The sequence below is a fragment of the Microbacterium sp. NPDC089188 genome (genome assembly GCF_040685155.1).
Lineage (GTDB): Bacteria > Actinomycetota > Actinomycetes > Actinomycetales > Microbacteriaceae > Microbacterium > Microbacterium galbum.
Genome location: NZ_JBFBHH010000001.1, coordinates 905,568 through 920,843 on the forward strand (window position 1 = coordinate 905,568; position 15,276 = coordinate 920,843).

Consider the following 15,276-nt stretch of genomic DNA (forward strand, 5'->3'; position numbering starts at 1 on the left):
ACCCAGGAGCTTTCGCTCCGCGCGTCGTCGAACGCACCGGCCCCTTCTTCTCGGGCCTTTGACCTTCACGGCGAACGGATGCGCCACCCGGCGCCTTCGCCCACTTGGCCGCAGCATCGCGGCATCCCGAACCGCCGTGCGCGCGTGCGCCGCGGCAGGAGTATTCATGACGTCCCAGACTTTCGCCGACCTCGGCGTGCCCGCCCCTCTCATCGACGTTCTCGCCGCCCAGGGCAAGAACGAGCCCTTCCCGATCCAGGCCGACACCCTGCCCGACACCCTCGCCGGGCGTGACGTGCTCGGCCGCGGCAAGACCGGCTCAGGCAAGACCCTCGCCTTCTCGCTGCCGTTGGTCGCGCGTCTCGCCGCGTCCACCGATCGCCGTCGCGGACGCAAGCCCCGCGCGCTCGTGCTCGCCCCGACCCGCGAGCTCGCGAACCAGATCGACGAGGTCATCAAGCCCCTCGCCCAGCCCTTCGGACTCGTCACCACGACCGTCTACGGCGGCGTGAACCAGAAGCGTCAGGTCGACGCGCTGAACGCCGGCGTCGACATCCTCGTCGCGTGCCCCGGCCGCCTCGAAGATCTCATCGGCCAGGGCTTCGCGAACCTCGGCGACATCGAGATCACCGTCCTCGACGAGGCCGACCACATGGCCGACCTCGGCTTCCTCCCCGGAGTCACCCGCCTGCTCTCGCGCACCCCCGCCGACGGTCAGCGTCTGCTGTTCTCGGCGACGCTCGACAACGGCGTGGACAAGCTCGTCAAGCGCTTCCTGCGCAACGAGGTCCTGCACTCGGTCGACGAGGCGCACTCGCACGTCGCCGCGATGACGCACCACGTCTTCGCCCCGGCCGACGCGGATGCCAAGAAGGACCTCGTCCAGACCCTCGCCTCGGGCACGGCGCGACGCATCCTCTTCATGCGCACCAAGCACCAGGCCAAGAAGCTCGCGAAGCAGCTCACCGCCTCGGGCATCCCCGCCGTCGACCTGCACGGCAACCTGTCCCAGCCCGCTCGCGACCGCAACCTCGCCGCCTTCGGCGACGGCCGCGCGAAGGTTCTCGTGGCCACCGACGTCGCCGCCCGCGGCGTGCACGTCGACGGCGTCGAACTGGTCGTGCACGTCGACCCGCCCGTCGAGCACAAGGCGTACCTGCACCGCTCCGGCCGCACCGCCCGCGCGGGCTCCGCCGGCGATGTGGTGACGATCATGCTGCCCGAGCAGCGTCGCGACACCCTCGACATCCTCCGCAAGGCGAAGATCTCCGCCACCCCGCAGCCCGTCACCCCCGCCTCGCCCGAGGTCGTGGCGCTGGTCGGCGAGGTCGCGCCGTACGTCAAACCCGAGCCGGTCGTCGCCCAGCCGCAGGGCGGGGGCCGCTCGCAGGGCGCCAACGCCCAGCGCAAGCGCGCCGCCCGCACCCCGGGCCAGGATGCCGCAGCCCCGGCCGCCGGTGGCGGTCGCCGTCGTCGCGGACGCGGTGGCAGCGGTGGCGGTCAGGGTTCCGAGGCTCCCGCGGCCGCCGGTCACGCGCCCCAGGGCGGGCGCGGCCAGGGCCAGCGTTCGGGTGCCGGACGCGGACAGTCGGCCGGCGGCGCCCAGCGCGCCGGCGCCGCCCGTGCCCAGGGCGCGGGTCGCTCGGCATCCGGTGCCCCGACGACCGGCATGGTCGTCGGCGCCCGTTCGCCGCGCACGAATCGCCGCGCGCAGGGCTGAGCCCCCGTCCCCGGTGCCCCCGCAGATCCGTCTGCGGGGGCACCGTCGTGTTCCGGTGGGGTCTTCCGGCTCCGCCCGTCCCGTGTGCGCAACGGCGGACGCCGGGGGCGGTCGCCGGTGTCGCGGCGTGTCGGGGCCCCGACCCGCCGCCTTCCGCCCGCCGCACCCGCACGCCGCACCCCCGCCCGCCGCACACGCCGCACCCCCGCCCGCCGCACCCGGCATGCCGCCCGGACCGGCGCACCCCGCGCCCTCGCTGGCCGATGTCGGTGGTCTGCGCCACACTGGGGACGATCCCGAGGAGGCGCCCATGACCGGTCCCGACGCCCACGACGTCATCCGCGTGCGGGGCGCGCGAGAGAACAACCTCAAAAACGTCGACCTCGACGTGCCCAAGCGGCGTCTCACGGTGTTCACCGGGGTCAGTGGGTCGGGAAAGTCGTCGCTGGTGTTCGGCACCATCGCGGCCGAGTCGCAGCGGCTCATCAACGAGACCTATCCCACCTTCGTGCAGCAGTTCATGGGCGAGCTGTCGCGGCCCGACGTCGATGCCCTCGAGAACCTCAGCGCGACCATCCGCGTCGATCAGGAGCGCATGGCCGCGAACGCCCGCTCCACCGTCGGCACGGCCACCGACGTCCACGCCATGCTGCGCGTGCTCTTCAGCCGCCTCGGTCAGCCGCACGTCGGGTCGTCGCAGGCGTTCTCGTTCAACGTGCCCTCGATCTCCGGAGCGGGCGCGGTGACGATCGCGACGGGTGCGAAGAAGGGGCAGAAGGAGCGCCGATCCTTCGAGATCACCGGCGGGATGTGCCCCGAGTGCGAGGGCCTCGGCCAGGTCGGCGACCTCGACCTCGACCAGCTCGTCGATGCGTCGCTCTCGCTGAACGCGGGGGCCATCCTCGTGCCCGGCTACACGGCCGACGGCTGGATGGTGCGCGTATTCAGCGAGTCAGGCTTCCTCGACCCCGACAAGCCCGTGCGCGACTTCACTCCTCAGGAGCGCGATGATTTCTTCTACAAAGAGCAGACGAAGGTGCGCATCGCGAACACCAACATGACATACGAGGGGCTCGTCCCCAAGATCACCAAGAGCATGCTGCAGAAAGACCGCGACGCGCTGCAGCCGCACGTCCGCGCCTTCGTCGACCGCGCGGCCACGGTCGTCCCCTGCCCGGCGTGCGAGGGCACGCGTCTCAACGACGGCGCGCGCTCGTCGCGTATCGGCGGCGTCAACATCGCGGATGCCGCAGCCATGCAGATCACCGACCTCGCCGCCTGGGTGGGCACGATCGACGACCCCTCGGTGGCACCGCTCGTGCAGGGTCTGCGCGAGACGCTCGACGCCTTCGTCCACATCGGCCTCGGCTACCTCTCGCTCGACCGTTCGAGCGGCACGCTGTCGGGCGGGGAGGCGCAGCGCACCAAGATGATCCGGCACCTGGGCTCGAGCCTGAGCGACATCACCTACGTGTTCGACGAGCCCACCGCGGGCCTGCACCCGCACGACATCCAGCGCATGAACGAGACGCTCCTGCAGTTGCGCGACAAGGGCAACACGGTGCTCGTCGTCGAGCACAAGCCGGAGGTCATCGACATCGCCGACCACGTGGTCGACCTCGGTCCGCGCGCCGGCCGCGAGGGCGGCGTGATCCAGTTCGAGGGCGATGTCGCGGGGCTGCGGGCTTCCGACACCCTGACCGGTCGCTTCCTCGACCACCGCGCGCACCTCAAAGACAGTGTGCGCGAGGCCACCGGCGCGCTCCCCATCCGTGGGGCGAGCCAGCACAATCTCCGCGGTGTCGACGTCGACATCCCGCGCGGAGTGCTCACGGTGGTGACCGGGGTCGCCGGCTCCGGCAAGTCGTCGCTCATCCACGGCAACCTCCCCTCGTTCGACGACGTCGTCGTGGTCGACCAGACCGCGATCAAGGGCTCGCGGCGCAGCAGCCCCGCGACCTACACCGGCATCCTCGACGCGGTGCGGGCGGCGTTCGCCAAGGCGAACGGGGTCAAGCCGGCGCTGTTCAGCGCCAACAGCCAGGGTGCGTGCGCCGCATGCAAGGGCCTCGGCGTCATCGTGACGCAGCTGGGGTTCCAATCCACGGTCGAGACCGTCTGCGAACTGTGCGAGGGCACCGGGTTCTCCGACGACGTGCTCGAGTACACGCTCGACGGGAAGAACATCGCCGAAGTGCTCGCGATGTCGGTCGCCGAGGCGGGGGAGTTCCTCGTCGCCGGTCCGGCGGTGGCCGTCCTCGGTCGGCTGCGCGATGTGGGGCTCGGCTACCTCACGCTGGGACAATCACTCAGCACGCTGTCGGGCGGAGAACGCCAGCGCCTCAAGCTCGCGATCTCGATGGCGAAGTCCGGTGCCGTCTACGTCCTCGATGAGCCCACGACAGGACTGCACCTCGCCGACGTCGACACGCTCCTTCGGCTCCTGGATCAGCTCGTGGATGCCGGCAACACCGTCGTCGTGATCGAACACCATCAGGCGGTGATGGCGCACGCCGACTGGCTCATCGACCTCGGCCCCGGGGCCGGTCGCGACGGCGGCTCGGTCGTGTTCGAGGGGACGCCCGCGGACCTCGTCGCCGAGCGCTCGACGCTCACGGGAGAGCACCTCGCACGCTACGTCGGCGGCTGATCGCCGGGGCGGTCGCGCGCGTCGTCGGTCTCCGGGCACGGGGCCCGGCGCACGTCGCGTCGGCACGCGACGAGGTTCCGGTCCCGCAGCTCGCGGTGCGCCGCCGTCTCCGCGGGGGACTCCGGTCAGCCGCGCGCGGGGAGCGATGCGTCGTGCAGGTGCCGGTCGCCGTGCGACAGCACCTTCACCATGACGCCGCGGCGGCGCAGGTCGGCCACCGCGCGCGTTTCGTCTTCGCGCGTCAGACCGAGCGCGTGAACGCTCGCCACCACGAGCACATCGCCGCGCGTCAACGTGCCGAAGAATCGGTCGAGTCGGTTCGCCCATCCCTCGAGCGTCTCGGGAGCCGGGTGTCGGAAGCCCTCGATGGGAACCCCGAAGCGCGTCAGGTCGTCACGCTGCTGCACGACGGTGGGCATGTCGGGACGCGACACGACCAGTCCGACGAGGCGGGACCCCGCGGGGCGGGCACGCCACCAGTCCCGATCGCTCTGCAGCTCGGTGAAGCACTTCGGGCACTCGGCCGCGGTATGCATCACGGGCACCGCGGCGCTCCCGGCGGCATCCGTGGATGACGGCATCGTCGGGATCGGATCGCTCATGGAAACCTCCGCGACCATTGTGCCCCACGCTCCTGCGAAACCGCCCCCCGGGCCACGCCCGCGGCCCCTCGTCCCGCCGAGGGCGATGAGTGGCCCGGGAAGTGCCCTTCACGCAGTCCCGCGCCGGGCATACGTGGGACACGCTCGCTACCGCGAACGCCGACACCGACGCCACCCCCAACGCCAACGTGACCCCCACCCCGGCCCGACCCACCGCCCTCAGCCCCCGCACACGGAAGGGCCCGCCGCACGCGACGTGCGACGGGCCCGGGAGTCGGGACTCAGTGGGCCGAGTACCCGCCGTCAACGAGGTGGTAGCTGCCCGAGATGAACGACGCGGCGTCGCTGAGCAGGAACAGCGTCAACGCGGCGACCTCGGAGTCCGTGCCGAGGCGTCCGGTCGCGTGCTCGTTCTCGAGGTGCGTCAGGGCCTCGGGGGTCAGGCTCGAGCGCACCAGCGGGGTGTCAATGAAGCCCGGGCCCACGGCATTCGTGCGCACGCCCTGCTTCGTGTACTCGAGGGCGGCGACCTTCGTCAGACCGACCAGCGCGTGCTTGCTGGCGACGTAGGCCGCGTTCTGCGCGATGCCGACCGACCCGAGGACGGATGCCATGTTCACCACCGCACCGCCGCCGGAGGCGACGATGGCCGGCAACTGGAACTTGAGGCCGTAGAAGACGCCGTCGAGGTCGACCGCGCGCACGCGGTCCCAGGCCTCGATGTCGTAGTCGCCGATGTTCTGGGGCGGGGCGCCGATGCCGGCGTTGTTCACGGCCAGGTGGAGTCCGCCGAAGGTCGAGCGGGCGAAGGCGACGGCCGCCTCGGAGTCCTCCCACTTCGCGGTGTTCTGCGCGAAGGCCGCAGCGGTTCCTCCCGCGTCGGTGATCTGCTGCACGACGCCCTGGGCGGCATCCTCGTTGATGTCGGTCACGACGACCGACGCGCCTTCCGCGGCCAGCTCCCGCGCGATCGCGGCTCCGATTCCGCTTCCGCCACCGGTGACGAGGGCGACCTTCTGGGCGAACCTGCTCATGGATGCACTTCTCTCCCGCCGTCGAGTCATCGCGGATCTCGCGGTGACCGCATGCGCGTGAATGAAAACCCCGACGCCGGCCGCGGTATTCCGCGTCAGTCGTCCTCGCCGTCGTCGATGCGCAGCTCGAGGCTGAGCTGGTCGGCATCGAGTTCGGCGAGGGCATGCCTGAGCGCGGCCGTGCTGTAGCGGCCGTCGCGGCCGACGTCGTGCAGACGGCGGCGCATCGCCTCGATCGAGGCGAGCCGCAACTCGAGGAAGTCGCGCACGCGCATCGAAGCCTCCTCGTCGGGCGGCTGCACGAGGCGGGCGCCCGCGCGCTCGATCATGTCGGCCGGGAAGGCGGCGCCGTCCCGCCGGACGAGCGAGCCCGACTGCACGGCCGCGATCGCGGCATCCCGGAGCTCCGCGTCGAGGGCGCGTTGCTCCTCGCGCGACGGTCCCTCGCCCCCGTCGCCCGCGAGTCCGACCCGGCGGACGACGGCCGGCAGGGTCAGCCCCTGCAGGACCAGGCTGAACAGGGCGACCAGGAAGGCGACGAAGATCAGCAGCGGGCGTTGCGAGGTGTCCTCGGGGAGGGTCTGCGCCGCCGCGAGGGTCACCACGCCGCGCATTCCCGCCCAGACGATGACGCTCCCATGCCGCGCGCCCAACGGGGTGTCGCGGTAGTAGTTCAGATCGGCCAGGGTGCGCGAGATGCGCGCGCGCATCCACCCGATGCGCCGCGCGGCGCGAGCGGGGTCCTCGGCCCGGATGCCGAACTGCTCGGGCGCCGTGCGGTAGGCCTCCTCGAACCGGTCGAGGCGGCGCTGCGCGTCGTCGACGCGTTCCTGGTGACGGTCGGCGCGGCGACTGCGCCGCCCCTGGATCCAGATGAGCCACGACACGTACAGCGCACGGGCCGCGAGGGTGATGCCGAGCGCCGAGAGCGCCAGCCACGTCCCGTGCCAGAGGCCCTCGTGCTCGCGGAGGTTGGCCGTGACGATGTCCTTGAGCTCGAGTCCGAAGACGAGGAAGACCCCGCCCTCGAGGATCAGCTCGATCGTGCGCCAGTTGAGTCGGTCGCTGATGCGCTGCTCCGGGGTGAAGCGCCGTGCCGCGCCCTGTCCGGTCACGATGCCCGCGACCACCGCGGCGACCAGACCCGAGCCGCCCAGGTGTTCGGTCGGCAGGTAGGCGATGAACGGCACGGTGAAGCTCAACGCGGTGTTCGCGGCGGAGTTCGTCACACGCTCGCGCACGCGGAGGTTGACCCAGCCGACGACGGCGCCCAGCGCGAGGGCGATCGCCACGGCCCACGCGAACGAGGCCAGGGCATCGCCGAAGGCAAATCCGGATGCCACGGCTGCGACCGCGGTGCGCAGCAGCACGAGCGCGGTGGCGTCGTTGAGCAGGCTCTCTCCCTCGAGCATCGTCACCACGCGCGGCGAGATGCCCAGGCGCTTGGCGATCGAGGTGGCCACGGCATCCGTGGGGCTGAGGATGGCGCCCAGCGCGATCGCGAGAGCGAGCCCGAGGCCGGGGATGACGGCCCAGAAGAAGAGGCCGAGCACGAGCGAGCTGAAGACGACGAGCAGCACCGAGAGCCCGGCGATGGGGGCGAAGTCGCGCCGGAACTCGATGGCGGGAAGCTGCACCGCCGCCGAGTACAGCAGCGGCGGGAGAACCCCGATGAGGATGACCTCGGGGTTGACCGCGAAGGCGGGGACGAAGGGGAGGAGGCTCACCCCCGCGCCGATGGCGAGCAGCACCAGGGGTCCGGCGATGTTGAAGCGCGGCCCGATGACCGTGGCGAGGGCGACGACCACCACGCCGGCGACGACGACGAGGAGCGGATCGATCACCCTCCGAGGCTAGCCCTCCGCCTCTTACGTTCTCGACCGCGGGGTCTCAGCCCTCCGCGCGGAGGGCGTCGGCGACGGCGTGCAGTCCCGTCAGCGTCTCGGTGAAGCTCGTCGACAAGGGCGACAGCCCGATGCGCAGACCGTGCGGGTCGCGGTAGTCGGGGATCACGTCGTCCTCCCACAGCCGAGCGGTCACCGCACGCATCGCGGGGTGCGACAGCGTCAGATGCCCTCCGCGCTCGGCGGCATCGCGCGGAGACGCGAGGCGCACCCCGAGAGGAGCCAGGATGCCGTCCGCCGCGCGCACCGCGAACTCGGTCAGCGCGATCGACTTGCGTCGAACCGCCGCGATGCCCGCCTCCGCGAGCAGGTCGAGGGTGTCCTGCATCGCGATCATCGCGAGCACCGGAGGCGTCCCCGACAGGAAGCGGCGCATGCCGTCGGCGGGGTAGTACTGCGGCCCCATCGAGAAGACGTCGGCCGCCCCCATCCACCCCTGCACCGGCTGGGTGAGGCGGCGCTGGTGGCGTGCGGCGACATAGGCGAACGCCGGGGAGCCGGGGCCGCCGTTGAGGTACTTGTAGGTGCACCCGACGGCGAGGTCGGCGCCCCACGCGTCGAGCTCCATCGGCACCGATCCGGCGGAGTGGCACAGGTCCCACAGCACGAGCGCTCCCGCCTCGTGCGCGATCGCGGTGAGCGCGAGGCCGTCGGCGAGGTACCCGGAGCGGTACGAGACGTGGCTGAGCAGCACCACCGCGGTGCGCGGGCCGACCGCGTCGCGCAGCAGGTCGGCATCCACGCCCCGCTCCGTGTCGACCTCCACCCAGACGACGCGGGCGCCCCGCTCGGCCGCGATGCCCTCGACGAGGTAGCGGTCGGTGGGGAAGTCGTCGCGCCCCACCACGATCTCGACCCGCTCGGGGTCGGCCGTGCTCTGCGCGTCGAGCGCGGCGCGGATCAGCTTGTACAGCAGCACGGTGGTGGAATCGCCGATCACCGTCTGCCCGGGGGCCGCACCGAGCGCGAGCGATCCGATACGGTCGCCGATCGCGAAGGGGAGCTCCATCCACGCTTCGTCCCAGCCGCGGATGAGGCGGCCGCCCCACTCCTCGGTCACGAACCGGGAGAGTCGTTCGGCGGTGGCCCGGGGCGGTCGGCCGAGCGAGTTGCCGTCGAAGTACACCAGCGGGGTCTCCGCCCCGACGAAGGCGTCGCGATACGACGCGAGCGGATCGTCGGCGTCGAGGGCCGCCGCCTCGACCTCGAGGGAGGCGTGCGGCACCTCCATGCGGTCGACGGATCCGAAGGCGGGGGAGGGGTCAGTCGACACGCGTGAGCTCCTCGGTCGGGACGACCGTCCCCCGGCTCAGCCAGGTGGGCACGTCGTCGGGGTCGGTGGGGGTCGGACCGGCGATGAAGGTCGAGACGGCGTCCGTCGCCGTGGAGCCGGGCCAGGGATCCTTCAGGGTGGCGACGAGGGCGTCGCCGCGAACGCCCGCCTCGTGCAGGGCGAGCAGCTCGCGGCGGTTCAGCCCCACCGGCAGGGGACCGTTGCCGAGGTCGGTGCCGTACAGCACCCGCCCTCCGCGCGCGGCGAAGGCGCGGACGTTCGCGATCGCCAGGCGCCGGGCCTCGCCGCGGTGGATGTCGAGGGTCGAGATCCACGCCTGCCCGGCCGCGACGGCCCGCGAGATCACCCGGCGCGACAGCGGAGCGTCGAAAGGGGCGTGGGCGAGGGCCGAGACGCCGGCGTCGATCGCGCGCTCCACCTGGCCGTCGCCCTGCGCGTGCGCGACGACCGCGATTCCGCGCTCGCGCGCGCTCTCGACGATCGCGGCGAGCGTGTCGTCGTCGGGGACGGGGCCCGCGTCGGCATGGAGGGCGACCTTGATGACCGACGCGCCGGCATCCGCTTGCGCGTCGACCGCGGTGCGCGCTCCTCCGTCGACTCCCGGATGCCGCGAACTGCCCGTCACGACGCGCACGACGCTCTCCGGCGCCCATGGCCGCCCGGCGGGGTAGCCGCCCGGGACGGTGAGGAACGCTCCCGCGTAGGCGACGCGGGGGAGCCCGTCCGGGCGCCGGGCGAGCGCGACGGGATCACCGCCGAGGTCGACGACGGCGGCGATCCCGCGCCGGGAGAGGTCGGAGGAGTCGACGAGGTGCAGATGCACGTGGTGGTCGACGAAGGCCGGCAGCATCGTGCCGCTCTCGCCGGTCAACGCCCGTCGGACCGACCGCACGGTCGTCAGATCAGCGAGAGTTCGCGGAGCTTGGCCTCGACGTCGGCGTTGGAGGGCTCGACGTGGTGGCTGGAGTCGGGGTAGACGACGACGGGGATGCTCGTGCGACCCGAGATCTCCTTGGCGACGTCGGCGGCGGCGGGATCGGCGACCAGATCGACGTACTCGTAGTCGATGCCGAGCTCGTCGAGCTGCTTCTTGGTGCGGATGCAATCACGGCACCAGTCGGCGCCGAACATACGGATGGATGCGTCGGAAGACATGGCTCCAGCGTACGCCGCCCGCGCTCAGCGGGCGCTGAGAACCCCACCTGACGGGTGGCGCATGACCGCTGGCCCGGGCTCAGGCGGTGACTTCGTCCTCGAGGGGCTCGATGGCGTGGACGACCTTCCCGACGCGGCTCTTCTTGGGCGCGTACACGACGAGCGCGTGGAAGACGAATCGCACGATGAAGGCGGCGATGAGCGTGAGCGCGGCGGCGACGACGCTCTGGATGTGCGCCTGGCTGACCAGGACCCAGATGACCGGGATGCGCACGATGGCTTCGACGCCGTTGAACGTGAACGACTTGATGAACCGGTGTCGCATGAGCCCGGACTCCGCGCGCATGTCGGCGAAGACGAGGTACTCGAGGGCGAGGAAGTTCGCCACGATGGTCACGACGCTCGCGATCACCGCGGCGATGAGGTACTGAACGCCGACGGCCTGAAGCGCCCACATGATCACGAGGTTCGCGACGGCCCCGAGACCGCCGACGAGGGCGAACGCGGACATGCGGCCGAATCGCAGCATCGTGAGCTGGGTGAGGAAGCGCATGCCCTGGCTGAACGACGCCTTCGACTCGCCGGCGAAGCGGGGAGCGAACGAGAAAGGCACCTCGGCGACGCGCATCTGCTTGCGCGCAAGGATCTCGAGCAGGATCTTGAAGCCGCGCGGCTGCAGGGTCTCGACCTCGAGGGAGCGCCGGTCGACGAGGAAGAACCCCGTCATGGGGTCGGAGCAGTTGTGCAGCTTCTTGGGGAACATGGCCTTGGTGAGAAGCGTGGACGCCCGCGACACCGTGGTGCGTACGGCGTTGGCCAGACCGTCGGAGGTTCCGCCGGCGATGTAGCGGGATGCCACGACCACGTCGGCATCGCCCACCTCGGCGCGCGCGAGCAGTTCGGCGATGACCTCCGGCGGGTGCTGCAGATCGCCGTCCATGACGACGCAGTAGTCGGACACCGCGGCCTTGATGCCCTCGACGACGGCGCCACCGAGCCCGCCCACGGGCTCGTCGCGGTGGATGAGGCGAACCGGAACGGCGGAGGTCGCTGCGACGGCCCGGATGATGTCGGGGGTGTCGTCGCGGGAGTCGTCGACGAAGATGATCTCCACGTCACGACCGAGCAGGGCGTCCGTCGTGCGACGAACGAGCTCGGCGACGTTCGGACCCTCGTTGAAGGTCGGAACGATGACGGAAATATCCATGTGTGCTCGCGTTTTCTCGGTAAGACAGAAGTACACAGCGTAGACCGGCCGACGCGTGCCCAAATTGGGATTGTGGAGGAGTTACCTGGGAGCTAGCGGGTGTTCACCCCAGCGTCCGGCCAGAAACCGCCCGTTACCGGCGCGATATCGCGTCGACGCTCAGCCGATCTTCGCTTTCAGATCGTCGACCGTCATTCCGTAATTGATACGGACGACAGGCAGGGCCAGCTTATCCGTGCCGATGCGGACATACCCCGGCTCGATGGTGCGTCCGAGCTCGAAGCCGGCTCGGCGCACGCCCTCCTTGGTCGTGTCGTTGTAGTGGCCGAACGGATACGCGACGACCTCCTTCGCCCCGAGGATCCGTGCGGACTGCTCCAGATCGGCGGCGATCGTGTCGGCATCCTCGTTGACCATGCGCCCCTTGCCGTCGGCGCCGGCGCGATGCATGTCGTGCGTGTGCGAACGCTGCAGCACGAAGGTGTTCGGTGTCGGTTCGGTGCGGAACGACGTGATGACGAACGACGTGGTCAGCATGTTCTTGCCGTCGACGATGGGAGCGGCGAGTTCGAGCCAGCTGGAGTCCGCGTCGTCGTCGGTGATGATCACGGAGTGTCGGGGCAGGAAGAGGGCTCCGTCGATGAAGGCGCTCAGCTCGTCCCACGTCGGCAGGTAGAAGTCCGCGTCCTTGATGTACGTCATCTGGGCATCGAAGTCGCCGACGTACGCGTAATTGCCGCGTAGCCAGCCGTCTTCTCCCTCGGGCTTCCGCGTGAACTGGTGGTACATGAGGATCGGGATGCCGGCATCCTCCGCCGCGTTCGCCTGGGGCGTGACCCACCCGGCGTGCAGCACCCGTTCGCGATCGGTGCAGGTCACGAGGTCGGCGCCGTTGACGCGGGTGGAGGCGGTCAGTGCGGAGGCGTCGGAGGTGGTCGGGTACCAGCCGGCGAACACCCGGCCGTCCGCGCGCGGGATCGGAAGCGCCTCGTAGCGGACCCCCTGCGTCTGCACCTGCGGGTCGAGGGCGATGCCGTCGCCCGCGAACGAGACCGCGCAGGCGTTCGGGTCGGTGGTGGTCGACAGCAACCGCTGCGCCGGGGAGAGAGGCGTCGGCGTCGGGGTGGGCGTCGGGGAGCTCGACGGCGCTCCGCTCGCGGCGCTCGTCTCGGACGGCGCGATCGGCGCACGGGTGAGGGCGAAGACGGCGACCGCCCCGGCGATCAGGGCGACGGCGACGGTCGCGACGAGGGTGCGCCGCGCGCGGACGCGGCGGCTGGCGCGCCGACGGCGGGCGGCTCGGGTGGTCGTCATGATGCCTCGGGATCGGGTGGGGCGGCTCGCCGCGATCCTAGCGGGGCGCTTCGCGCGCGCCCGGGACCCTTCGCGTCGCGATGCGCGGGCGCGAGAGGATGGGCGCATGATCCGTATCGGCATCGTCGGCACCAGCAGCATCTCCGAGCGTTTCGCCGAGGCGGTGGGTGCGGTGGACAACACGGTGGTCTCGCGAGTGGCCTCTCGAGACGAGGGCCGGGCGCGCGCCTTCGCCGACGTGATCGGCGCCCCCGGTGTCGCGGTCGGGCTCGACGACCTCCTCGCCGCCCCCGACGTGGATGCCGTCTACCTCGCCAGCCCCAACTCCGTGCACGCCGCGCAGATCGCTCAGGCGGTGGATGCCGGCATCCCGACCCTCGTCGAGAAGCCGGCCGTGCTGTCGGCCGCCGACTGGGACACCGCGGTGGGACGTGCCCGGGCGCGGGGCGTGGTGCTTCTCGAGGCCATGCGCACCGCTTACGACCCCGGGCTGTCCGCCGTGCGCGACCTCCTTCCGCGTCTCGGCGCGGTGCGACGGGTCTCTCTGCGCTACGAGAAGAGATCGGCGCGGTACGACCACGTCCTCGCGGGAGAGCAGACGAACATCTTCGACCCGGCGCTCGGGGGCAGCGCGCTGCGCGATCTCGGGGTCTATCCCCTGCATGCCCTCGTCCGCCTGTTCGGCGAGCCGAGGTCGATCCAGGGCGCGCGCGTGGGCATCGCCTCCGGGACCGACGGTCTCGGCAGCGCCCTCGCCGTCTACGACGGATTCATCGCCGACGTCGCCTGGTCGAAGATCACCGACACGGCCCTGCCGAGCGAGATCCAGGGCGAGGACGCCTCGCTCGCGATCGATGCCGTCGACGCGCCCCGACGGCTCATCGTGACCCCGCGCGGTCGGGCCCCGTACGCGATCGAGGTCGACGCCCCCGACAACCCGATGGTGGGGGAGGTCGAGCGTCTGCGACAGGCGATCGAGGGCGCCGACATCGCCGGGGACCAGGACCTCACCGCGGCGACGTTGCGCCTCGTCGACGAGCTGCTCGCCGTCCCGCTGGCGTAGACGGAGGTCCACGAGTTCACCTGTCGTTTCCCCCACGGCGAGAGGATCGACGGATGCGGCGGGCGGGATCGGTGGGCGAGGTCTTCCTCGCGTTCCTGAGGCTGGGACTCACCTCCTTCGGCGGTCCCGTCGCCCACCTGGGGTACTTCCGCGACGATCTCGTGACCCGGCGCCGCTGGATGGACGATCGGGCGTACGCCGACCTCGTCGCCCTGTGCCAATTCCTCCCCGGACCCGCATCCAGCCAGGTCGGGTTCGCGATGGGGCTCCAGCGCGCGGGCATCGCGGGCGCGCTCGCGGCCTTCGCGGCCTTCACCCTCCCCTCGGCGGTGCTGCTCGTCGCCTTCGCGGCGGGCGCGGCCGTGATCGGCGGACCGATCGGCGACGGGATCCTGGACGGGCTCAAGATCGTCGCGGTGGCGATCGTGGCCCACGCGGTGTGGGGGATGGCCCGCACCCTCGCGCCCGATGCCCGCCGAGCCGGGATCGCGGTGGTCGCCCTGGCCCTCGCGCTGCTGCTCCCCGCCGCTCCGGGGCAGCTCGGCGCGCTGGCGATGGGCGTCGTCGCGGGGCTGCTCCTGCTGCGCGGTGCGGACGAACCCCCGGGGGTCGAGCTGCCCCCGTTCGGCGTCCCCCGCGCGGCTGCCGTGTCGTGCCTCGTGCTCTTCGCGGTCGGGCTCGTCGCTCTCCCGCTGCTCGCCGCGGGTACCGGGGCGGGGGTGCTCGCCCTCGCCGATGCCTTCTTCCGCTCGGGCGCCCTGGTCTTCGGCGGCGGTCATGTCGTGCTGCCGCTGCTGCAGGCCGGTGTCGTGCAGACGGGGTGGGTCACGCCAGAGGCCTTCCTCGCCGGCTACGGCGCGGCGCAGGCCGTGCCCGGCCCCCTCTTCACGTTCGCGGCCTATCTCGGCGCCGTCTCCGACGTGGGACCGGGCGGCGTCGCGGGCGCCGCGATCGCGCTCGTGGCGATCTTCCTCCCCGGGTTCCTCGTGCTGCTCGGAGTCCTCCCGTTCTGGGATGCCGTGCGCACGCGGCCGCGTGTTCGGGCGGCCATGCGCGGGGCGAACGCCGCCGTCGTCGGCATCCTGGGCGCTGCTCTCTACACTCCCGTGTTCACCACCGCGATCACGGGGCCGGGGCCCCTCGTGCTCGCGGTGGGGGGATTCGTGCTGCTGGTCGCGGTCAAGACGCCGGCGTGGGCGGTGGTGCTCGTGGGGGCGGCCGGCGGCGTCATCCTGTCGCTCACCTGAGCGGCGGCCGAGAGCCGGTTCCGCACGGGGTGACACCGCGTCACGCCGATGCCAGGATGAGCGGACGGCCCCGGCCGCCGCGCCTG

General features: G+C 71.7%; 12 protein-coding genes. 4 read left to right on the forward strand and 8 right to left on the reverse strand.

What is annotated here, in order from left to right; translation table 11 throughout:
* The first annotated feature begins 166 nt into the window (after positions 1 to 166).
* Both AB0N80_RS04160 and AB0N80_RS04165 read left to right on the forward strand, forming a co-directional pair.
* Complete coding sequence (locus tag AB0N80_RS04160; protein ID WP_363387473.1) at positions 167 to 1,720, forward strand: DEAD/DEAH box helicase; 1,554 nt, start codon at positions 167 to 169, stop codon at positions 1,718 to 1,720.
* A gap of 310 nt (positions 1,721 to 2,030) precedes the next feature.
* On the forward strand, positions 2,031 to 4,370 hold the full coding sequence (locus AB0N80_RS04165) for an excinuclease ABC subunit UvrA (RefSeq protein WP_363577721.1): 2,340 nt from the start codon (positions 2,031 to 2,033) through the stop codon (positions 4,368 to 4,370).
* Positions 4,371 to 4,495: 125 nt separating this feature from the next.
* On the opposite strand, the gene AB0N80_RS04170 is transcribed toward AB0N80_RS04165, so the two are convergent.
* The 8 genes from AB0N80_RS04170 to AB0N80_RS04205 form a co-directional block, all read right to left on the reverse strand.
* Positions 4,496 to 4,972: a dehydrogenase gene (locus tag AB0N80_RS04170; RefSeq protein ID WP_315993777.1), complete on the reverse strand. Its 477-nt coding sequence runs from the start codon at positions 4,970 to 4,972 to the stop codon at positions 4,496 to 4,498.
* 281 nt (positions 4,973 to 5,253) lie between these two features.
* Positions 5,254 to 6,006, reverse strand: a complete 753-nt coding sequence (locus AB0N80_RS04175) for an SDR family oxidoreductase (RefSeq protein WP_363387464.1) — start codon at positions 6,004 to 6,006, stop codon at positions 5,254 to 5,256.
* Between the two features lie 95 nt (positions 6,007 to 6,101).
* Positions 6,102 to 7,850 (reverse strand): sodium:proton antiporter, encoded by a 1,749-nt coding sequence (locus tag AB0N80_RS04180; RefSeq protein ID WP_363577723.1) that lies wholly within the window; start codon positions 7,848 to 7,850, stop codon positions 6,102 to 6,104.
* Between the two features lie 46 nt (positions 7,851 to 7,896).
* Positions 7,897 to 9,141: an aminotransferase class V-fold PLP-dependent enzyme gene (locus AB0N80_RS04185; RefSeq protein ID WP_363578178.1), complete on the reverse strand. Its 1,245-nt coding sequence runs from the start codon at positions 9,139 to 9,141 to the stop codon at positions 7,897 to 7,899.
* Positions 9,142 to 9,172: 31 nt separating this feature from the next.
* Entirely contained in the window at positions 9,173 to 10,096 is a 924-nt protein-coding gene (locus AB0N80_RS04190; RefSeq protein WP_363577725.1) for a hypothetical protein, read from the reverse strand.
* A 5-nt stretch (positions 10,097 to 10,101) separates the two neighbouring features.
* The gene (locus tag AB0N80_RS04195) at positions 10,102 to 10,359 is read right to left on the reverse strand and encodes a glutaredoxin domain-containing protein (protein ID WP_055959528.1); all 258 of its coding nucleotides are present in this window, start codon (positions 10,357 to 10,359) and stop codon (positions 10,102 to 10,104) included.
* A 79-nt stretch (positions 10,360 to 10,438) separates the two neighbouring features.
* On the reverse strand, positions 10,439 to 11,566 hold the full coding sequence (locus tag AB0N80_RS04200) for a glycosyltransferase family 2 protein (protein WP_315993773.1): 1,128 nt from the start codon (positions 11,564 to 11,566) through the stop codon (positions 10,439 to 10,441).
* A gap of 159 nt (positions 11,567 to 11,725) precedes the next feature.
* Entirely contained in the window at positions 11,726 to 12,880 is a 1,155-nt protein-coding gene (locus AB0N80_RS04205; protein ID WP_363577727.1) for a xylanase, read from the reverse strand.
* 106 nt (positions 12,881 to 12,986) lie between these two features.
* Here AB0N80_RS04205 and AB0N80_RS04210 point away from each other — a divergent pair, with 106 nt between their 5' ends.
* Positions 12,987 to 13,943, forward strand: a complete 957-nt coding sequence (locus tag AB0N80_RS04210) for a Gfo/Idh/MocA family oxidoreductase (RefSeq protein WP_363577729.1) — start codon at positions 12,987 to 12,989, stop codon at positions 13,941 to 13,943.
* 53 nt (positions 13,944 to 13,996) lie between these two features.
* Positions 13,997 to 15,190, forward strand: coding sequence for a chromate efflux transporter (gene chrA / locus AB0N80_RS04215; protein ID WP_363577731.1), 1,194 nt, complete (start codon positions 13,997 to 13,999; stop codon positions 15,188 to 15,190).
* Positions 15,191 to 15,276 lie beyond the last annotated feature (86 nt).

Bases quoted from the DNA above. Each gene is read 5' to 3' on its own strand.
- AB0N80_RS04160 (WP_363387473.1), top strand. From the start codon at position 167: ATGACGTCCCAGACTTTCGCCGACCTCGGCGTGCCCGCCCCTCTCATC.
- AB0N80_RS04165 (WP_363577721.1), top strand. From the start codon at position 2,031: ATGACCGGTCCCGACGCCCACGACGTCATCCGCGTGCGGGGCGCGCGA.
- AB0N80_RS04170 (WP_315993777.1), bottom strand. From the start codon at position 4,972: ATGAGCGATCCGATCCCGACGATGCCGTCATCCACGGATGCCGCCGGG.
- AB0N80_RS04175 (WP_363387464.1), bottom strand. From the start codon at position 6,006: ATGAGCAGGTTCGCCCAGAAGGTCGCCCTCGTCACCGGTGGCGGAAGC.
- AB0N80_RS04185 (WP_363578178.1), bottom strand. From the start codon at position 9,141: ATGGAGGTGCCGCACGCCTCCCTCGAGGTCGAGGCGGCGGCCCTCGAC.
- AB0N80_RS04195 (WP_055959528.1), bottom strand. From the start codon at position 10,359: ATGTCTTCCGACGCATCCATCCGTATGTTCGGCGCCGACTGGTGCCGT.
- AB0N80_RS04200 (WP_315993773.1), bottom strand. From the start codon at position 11,566: ATGGATATTTCCGTCATCGTTCCGACCTTCAACGAGGGTCCGAACGTC.
- AB0N80_RS04205 (WP_363577727.1), bottom strand. From the start codon at position 12,880: ATGACGACCACCCGAGCCGCCCGCCGTCGGCGCGCCAGCCGCCGCGTC.
- AB0N80_RS04210 (WP_363577729.1), top strand. From the start codon at position 12,987: ATGATCCGTATCGGCATCGTCGGCACCAGCAGCATCTCCGAGCGTTTC.
- chrA (WP_363577731.1), top strand. From the start codon at position 13,997: ATGCGGCGGGCGGGATCGGTGGGCGAGGTCTTCCTCGCGTTCCTGAGG.